Genomic DNA, 6,903 nt, shown 5'->3' with positions numbered 1-6,903 from the left:
AAGTTGCAAAAACCAACCGGCGGCATCGCCGGCGTTCCGTTTTGAGCGTTTGAGGTTACCGGGGAAGTCCATCATTAATGCCCATCGGCCTCATATTCCACCCTTCCGTCACCCTTCCGTCACAGCGTATCTCTATGCCACCCAATAAGATATGCCATTTCGGTGACGATGTGACGATTTTTTGACTACAACCCCCCCGCGCGTTCCAAGTCGGGCGTATATTATAACGGCTCGCGTCCGGCGACTGCACCTGCAACGCTTATCATTCACGCCAGATAATTGAAGCGCCTCTTCCTCAAAACCTACGGCTGTCAGATGAACGTCCACGACGCCGAGCGGATGATCGGGCTAATGGAGTCGGACGGCTATGCCGTTGCCCCGTCGCCCGACGAAGCCGACGTCGTCGTCATCAACACCTGCGCCGTCCGCGAGAAGCCTGAACGGAAACTGATGGCTGAACTCGGGCACCTGAAGCGCGTCAAAACCCGCAATCCCGGCCTCATCATCGGCGTGGCCGGCTGTATGGCGCCTCGCGACGGAGACCTGATCCGTGCCAAGGCGCCGCACGTCGATCTACTCCTTGGGCCGCGGTCGGTCGCCCGGCTGCCCTCACTCGTCCGTCAGATCGAACTGAACCGCCAGCCCCTGGATGCCGTCGATCTCTTCGACGACCCGACGCCTCTTACTCCCGTTCGCCGCTCCGGAACCGTCTCAGCATGGGTTGACGTCCAGTTTGGCTGCAGTTTCGCCTGCACCTTCTGCGCGGTGCCGTCAGCGCGCGGCTCCGAGCGGTCCCGCCCACCGGGCGACATCCTCAGCGAAATCGTCGAACTTGCGACCCTCGGCTACCGTGAAGTAACCCTCCTCGGACAAACTGTCAACGCCTGGGGTCGGGACTGGCATTATCGAATGCCGAATGCGGAATGCGGAATGATCAATGAGGAAGTGGGCGGGCGCGAGAGAATAGATTTCGCGTGGCTGCTGAGGCAGATCGACGCACGCGCGCCCGGATTGCGCGTCCGGTTCACCAGCCCACACCCGCAACTCTTCAGCGACCGCTTGATCGAGACCATCGCGTCCCTTCCAGCCCTCTGCGAGCATGTCCACCTGCCGCTCCAGTCCGCCAATGATGGCATCCTTAGGGCTATGAAGCGCGCCTACTCGTTCGACCAGTATCGCCGCATCGTCGCCAAATTGCGCAGCGCGGTCCCCGGTATTGGGATCACCACCGACATCATCGTCGGCTTCCCGGGCGAGTCCGACGCAGCCTTTCACGAAACCCTGGATGCCTTCGAGGAATTGCAGTTCGATCAAGCCTTTATGTTCATTTACTCGCTACGCCGCAAGACCGCTGCAATCGACCTGCCCGATCCCGTCCCTGCCGAAGTTGCCCGTGAGCGGATGCAGCAACTGGTTGAAACCGCCAATGCCCTCTTTCGGCGTAAGAACGAGGCCGAAGTCGGACGCACCTTCGAGGTTCTTGTCGAAGGCGTCTCGGAGCGCAATCCCGACCGCCTGACCGGTCGCACCCGTCAGAACAAGACCGTCGTCTTCGCGGGCCGCAAGGACTTGATAGGCAAACTGGTCAAAGTGACCGCTACCGCCGGTTTCATGTGGGGCTTTGAGGGAATGCAGAAATCAGAAGGCAGAATGTAGATTAAACCCTATGAAGAGGTGCAGAATATTGTTGCCGTTTCTGGAGGGCGGACAGGAATGTCCGCCCTGATGAGATGTTCCTATTAGGGAAGGGCGGACATTCTTGTCCGCCCTCCAAGTCAACTTTTTCTGCACTAATCAATAATCTTCAATCTACCTCGCAATCCTCATCCTGCACTCTTCATTCACCATTCTGATCTCTCCCCTGGACTGGGGGCTTGGGCACGCCGCGCGGTGCGTCCCGGTCATCCGGTCGCTAAGTGAAGCCGGCTATGAGGTGGTCATTGCTGCCAGTGGCGGGCCGCTGGAGTTCCTAAAGGGCGAATGCCCCGGCGTTGAGATTCTAAATCTACCCGGCTACGGCATCACCTATCCGACCGACGGCTCTATGGCGACCGCAATGGCACGACAGATGCCGAAACTGATAGGCGCCGCGCGGCGGGAGCGAAGTTGGCTGGACGACCTCTGCCGTCACCGCCGCATCGACTTTGTGATTTCCGACAACCGGTTCGGCTTCCACCAGCCTGACGTGCCGTCGGTCTATATCACACATCAACTGATCATATTGCCTCCGGGCGGTCAAGGTTGGGCGCGATCGCCATTGGCTTTCTTTCACCAGCGCATCATCAGCCGCTTCACCGAGTGTTGGGTGCCGGACTACGCCGGTGAGGAGAATCTCTCTGGCGACCTTTCACATACCTCCCAAAGACCGTCGAATGTCCACTTCATCGGCCCGCTCTCGCGATTCCACTTGACTTCTGATGTGTCTGACGATAAGCCTGACATTGCGCCTGTCGATCTGCTCGTAATCCTCTCCGGTCCCGAGCCGCAGCGGAGCCGGTTTGAGGAGATCATTCTTAAGCAGGCATCGGGAAGCGACCTTCGCCTGCTCATCATCCGGGGCTTGCCGAGGAATGCAGATCCCGATTCCCAATTCGACGGCCGCGTGATTCGCTATCCTCATCTTTCGACGGCATCTATCCGGCGGGCGGCGAATTCCGCCAAAGCCATCCTTGCCCGTCCCGGCTATAGCACCTTGATGGATCTCCCCTATCTCGCGTGTCCGGCGATCCTTGTGCCTACGCCCGGTCAGACTGAACAGGAATACCTTGCGCGACGGCTCGCGGATCGAGGGCAGGTCGTCGTGTCGGCACAGGACGACTTTAACCTTGAACGCTGTTACCGGCAAATCGAAGCCGGGAGTATCGCACCCCTTCCCCTTATTGAAGGCGAGTCCGATTCGCCCCTCGTGCGGGTTCGAGCACTTCTTGGGGATTCGTTTTCATCATGAGTCTAACTCCCATCATTGGCGCCTTTAGCGACGGCGACACACTCCTCCACCGCCTCGATCCGCGCGTCAAGTTGACCGGTTTGGTTGCACTGGTAGCGATGGGGCTTTGGGCGCAGTCCTGGACTGCACTGGCTATTGCCTCCCTGCCACTGTTTATAAGCCTCTCGGCGATCAGACCTATATTGCCGGTCATTGTGCGAGACGCTGCTGCATTATGGCTCTTTTACCTGCTGACCATTATTATCCATGTTTTCGTCACAGGTCGCGATCTATCACTGGCGGAGGCTGTTTCGCGAGGTCTCTTCTTCGCCATAAAAATCGCTATTATGAGCGTCTCTGCCTCGCTCGTCAGTCGGACGACGCACCCGTCGGACTGGAGCCTTGCCGCATATGCGTTCGGACGGCGCACCCAGAAAGGACTCCGTGCGACCGGTCCCTTTGCACTTCGACTCGGATTGGCGATGAAAACTCTTCCGATGCTGCTCTCTGAAGCCAACCGGATTCGGCAGGCACAATTCGGTCGTGGACTAAGAACTGGCGGCAGTCCGGTGCAACGTATTCGCAGCCTGCTGCCGCTCTGGGGACCGCTGCTTGAGGCTGGTCTTGACCGCGCAGATACGATCTCCGATGCGATGCAATCGCGGGGATTTGTGGTCCGGGCAGCCCGCAGTTTCTACCGGCCTCTAAAACTGGCAGGGCGCGACGTTCTGACAGTCGTGCTGATGGGGCTGACGATCATACTCTTTATTACCTTCATTTCCTCGCGCTGACAAGTGCGTCTGCGACTGCTCATCGAATACGACGGTACCGACTACGCCGGCTGGCAACGCCAGCCTGGCGACCCGACGATTCAGCAGACCCTCGAAGAGGTCTTTGAGCGACTGCTTGGCATCCCTATCTCACTCATAGCCGCCGGGCGCACCGACGCCGGTGTTCACGCATCCGGCCAGGTGGCACACTTTGATGTCGAAACTTTGCGTGTGCCATTAGACCGGCTCACCATTGCCGCCAACAGCTTCCTGCCGCCGGCTATTCGGGTGCTCGCCGCAGAGCCTGCAGCGCCGGACTTTCACGCCCGTTACAGCGCCACTTCCCGATCCTACCACTACCGGATTGAGCACACCTTACACCCGCTACGCAGCCGCACCAGTTGGACGCCGATGCTGCCATGGGACGATACCCTCGCCGAGGAAGGAGTGTCGCTGCTCTTTGGCCGGCATGACTTCAGAGCGTTTGCGCTTTACCGGCCGGGGGAGTTACATTACGAATGCGTCGTTACCGAAGCCCACTGGGTTGCTGACAACGACGGCGTAACCTTCCGGATCACTGCCAACCGGTTCCTCCACAAGATGGTGCGAGGTCTGGTGGGATCCCTCTTTGACCTGGCAAGGGGTTATTATTCACCGGACGACTTCAGGCAATTGCTCGAACGCCCGGTGCGCTGCGGAGCCGTCCGGATCGCTCCGGCGAAGGGCTTGACGCTTGTCGCTGTCGCCTATCCCGATAAGCAGATATCCAGCACCGATTGATATACATCCATGGACTCAAATCACCTCAAATAAATGAAAGCCATCACCATACCCCGTCACGGCGAACGTGACGTCTTGACCTACACCAGCGACCAGCCGACGCCGGTTCCAGTATCGGGCGAAGTCTTGATACAGATTGCCTGCACTGGCATCAACCACGTCGATCTCGTCGTCCGTCGGGGCTATCCCAGCATCCCAATTCCCCTACCGCACATTCCGGGCGGAGACATTACCGGGACGGTCCTCGAAGCCGGACCGGACGTGAGCCGTGATCTGATCGGCAAGCGCGTTGTCGTTTATCCGCTCATCGCCTGTGGAAAGTGTCAACTTTGCCGGGAGGGTCGTCCCAACCTCTGCCTGGGGTGGAAATACTTCGGTTTACACCTGAAGGGGGGTTATGCGGAATACTGCACCGTCCCGGCGGGTAATTGCTTCGTTCTGCCGGACAGCATCTCCTTCGATTCTGCTGCGGGTCTGCCAATCGCCGGGCTGACGGCGCTGCACGCCTTGAAAGGGGTGGGGGGACTTTCGGCCGGTCAGACGTTTTTCATCTGGGGAGGCGCCGGTGGGCTGGGCACGATAGCCATTCAGATCGCAAAACGGCTCGGCGCAACGGTGATCGCCACTGCCGGCTCGGACGACCGGCTCGCACTGATGACATCCCTCGGCGCCGACCACGTTTTCAACAGAAAGCGGGACGACGTCCCGGCCGAGGTGATGAAACTTTGCCCGGCAGGCGTCGATCTGATCATCGACTATGTCGGGCCCGAGACTTTCCCGAAATCGTTCCAGATGGTGAAGAAAGGCGGACGGATTCTGCTCTGCGGCATCATCACCGGTCGCGAAGTGCCTAACTTCTCGCTCCATATGACCTATCTGCGACACCTTTCGATCCAAGGCCTCTATCTTGGAACGAAAGTGGAGATGCAGGAGATCATCGATCTCGCGGCATCCGGAGCGGTCAAGGTGCAGGTGGGAGCGGAACTGCCGCTCGCCGAGGCAGCCCGGGCGCAACAGATGCTCGAAGAAGGCGCTGTCGCCGGGAAGATTGTGCTTAGGGTAGCGTAATGTCGGGAAATGACCGCAGTATTGCACCCATCCTCGAATATGATCCCTCGCCAACGGCCGTCATCGAGCCATCGCGATACATTCCCAGTCAGGATGCACCTTCCGGCTGTATTTTATGCTTTTTCAACGACATTATTGATGAAATGCGCAAAGCGGGACGCCTGGAGGTGGTCTATAATCATCGCTCAGAAATCGGCATCCATCCTCTTTATGCGTTTGATCATGAGGGGCATAGGGTCGGGATTCTCCATCCCGGCATCGGCGCTCCACTGGCGGCAGGACTGCTCGATGAAGCAATTGCGGTTGGCTGTCGCAGGTTCATAGCCATCGGCTCCTGCGCCCGCTCCCAAGTAGGGCTTGATACCATAATGACTGAAGAGGCTCCGATAGGAAAACTGTCCTTGCTGAGCCACGACTGAACTTACAAACGGTAGATCGGTGGTGAATCCGCCCTCTTGTAGGTAACGATAACTGAAGTCATCGGCCCGATGCCCGGTCTGATTCCAGGCAATGAAACCACCATAGCAGTTGAGAGGGCTGCCCTCAGTGCCGATGTAGGTGCGCTGAGCGACGAGATGCGCAGGACGAATGGTCAGAAGCGCCAGAACTATGAGAGTAACGATGCGAGCATTCATACTAACCTCCAAATTTGCCTAATTAGCGAAGCAAGAGCGCCTTCGCAAGCGCGCTTTGCCACTTGCCGGAAGACAATCGGTTTAAGACCAATACGATATAGATTCCAGTCGGAAGTTCTGTAGTATCAAGAACGAATGAGACTTCGTCCTGCTGCCGGAATGAGATGGATTTGTCTGATACCATACGACCTGCTATATCCATAAGACGCAACCGGCACTCACCACCCTGCAGTTCACTTATGCGAACCTTCAGTTCCGCATTGAACGGGTTGGGGTGTAGTTTTATTCTGATACTACGAGGTTGCATAGCAGGATAGACAGGCTCCTTCACCGACACTCGCCAATCCCGGGATCCACCATGTAAAGTAAGTATACCATAGTAATTTCCACCTCTTTCCATGGGGACGTACGACACGAAGTCCTTTACTCCATCACCATTATAGTCTCCAACTGCTCCCATTCCAAAGCCGGTATTGTATCCATAAAAATCGCGTGTTCTGACATTTATGGCAGCAGTCGTGTCCATGAATCTACTGCCGAAATAAATATGTAATTCGCCTTCGCCATTATTACCATCGGGGGAAATGGTAATAACATCTCCATATTCATCTGCATTCACATCTCCGCCCGCTATATGCATTCTTGTGCCAAAGACATTACGGTTATTTTGCAGAACACGGTCTGGCACCAAGTCAGGTTCAGCGCTGCCGAAGAATAGTAAATA

Annotated in this window: 6 protein-coding genes; 5 read left to right on the top strand and 1 reads right to left on the bottom strand. The window is 57.3% G+C overall.

Going from position 1 to position 6,903, the window contains the following annotated elements:
* The first annotated feature begins 279 nt into the window (after positions 1 to 279).
* The 5 genes from miaB (at position 280) to FJY67_10640 (ending at position 5,544) form a co-directional block, all read left to right on the top strand.
* Positions 280 to 1,656, top strand: a complete 1,377-nt coding sequence (gene miaB, locus FJY67_10660; GenBank protein ID MBM3329912.1) for a tRNA (N6-isopentenyl adenosine(37)-C2)-methylthiotransferase MiaB — start codon at positions 280 to 282, stop codon at positions 1,654 to 1,656.
* Positions 1,657 to 1,933: 277 nt separating this feature from the next.
* Positions 1,934 to 2,947, top strand: a complete 1,014-nt coding sequence (locus tag FJY67_10655; GenBank protein MBM3329911.1) for a glycosyltransferase — start codon at positions 1,934 to 1,936, stop codon at positions 2,945 to 2,947.
* Positions 2,944 to 3,717 carry an energy-coupling factor transporter transmembrane protein EcfT gene (locus FJY67_10650; protein ID MBM3329910.1) on the top strand — a complete coding sequence of 258 codons (774 nt, stop codon included), beginning with the start codon at positions 2,944 to 2,946 and terminating at the stop codon, positions 3,715 to 3,717. The genes FJY67_10655 and FJY67_10650 overlap by 4 nt, the downstream gene beginning before the upstream one ends.
* A 3-nt stretch (positions 3,718 to 3,720) precedes the next feature.
* Positions 3,721 to 4,476 carry a tRNA pseudouridine(38-40) synthase TruA gene (gene truA, locus FJY67_10645; protein ID MBM3329909.1) on the top strand — a complete coding sequence of 252 codons (756 nt, stop codon included), beginning with the start codon at positions 3,721 to 3,723 and terminating at the stop codon, positions 4,474 to 4,476.
* A 33-nt stretch (positions 4,477 to 4,509) separates the two neighbouring features.
* On the top strand, positions 4,510 to 5,544 hold the full coding sequence (locus FJY67_10640) for a zinc-binding dehydrogenase (GenBank protein MBM3329908.1): 1,035 nt from the start codon (positions 4,510 to 4,512) through the stop codon (positions 5,542 to 5,544).
* Between the two features lie 185 nt (positions 5,545 to 5,729).
* On the opposite strand, the gene FJY67_10635 is transcribed toward FJY67_10640, so the two are convergent.
* Positions 5,730 to 6,179, bottom strand: coding sequence for a hypothetical protein (locus FJY67_10635; GenBank protein ID MBM3329907.1), 450 nt, complete (start codon positions 6,177 to 6,179; stop codon positions 5,730 to 5,732).
* Between the last annotated feature and the right edge of the window lie 724 nt (positions 6,180 to 6,903).

The sequence above is a fragment of the Calditrichota bacterium genome (genome assembly GCA_016867835.1).
Taxonomy (GTDB): Bacteria; Electryoneota; AABM5-125-24; order Hatepunaeales; family Hatepunaeaceae; genus VGIQ01.
Note: the sequence above shows the minus strand (reverse complement) of the source record. Positions and strands in the feature narration are given on the sequence as shown.

Excerpts from the sequence above, each read along its gene's own strand:
- FJY67_10635 (MBM3329907.1), bottom strand. The coding sequence starts at position 6,179 with ATGAATGCTCGCATCGTTACTCTCATAGTTCTGGCGCTTCTGACCATT.
- FJY67_10640 (MBM3329908.1), top strand. The coding sequence starts at position 4,510 with ATGAAAGCCATCACCATACCCCGTCACGGCGAACGTGACGTCTTGACC.
- FJY67_10650 (MBM3329910.1), top strand. The coding sequence starts at position 2,944 with ATGAGTCTAACTCCCATCATTGGCGCCTTTAGCGACGGCGACACACTC.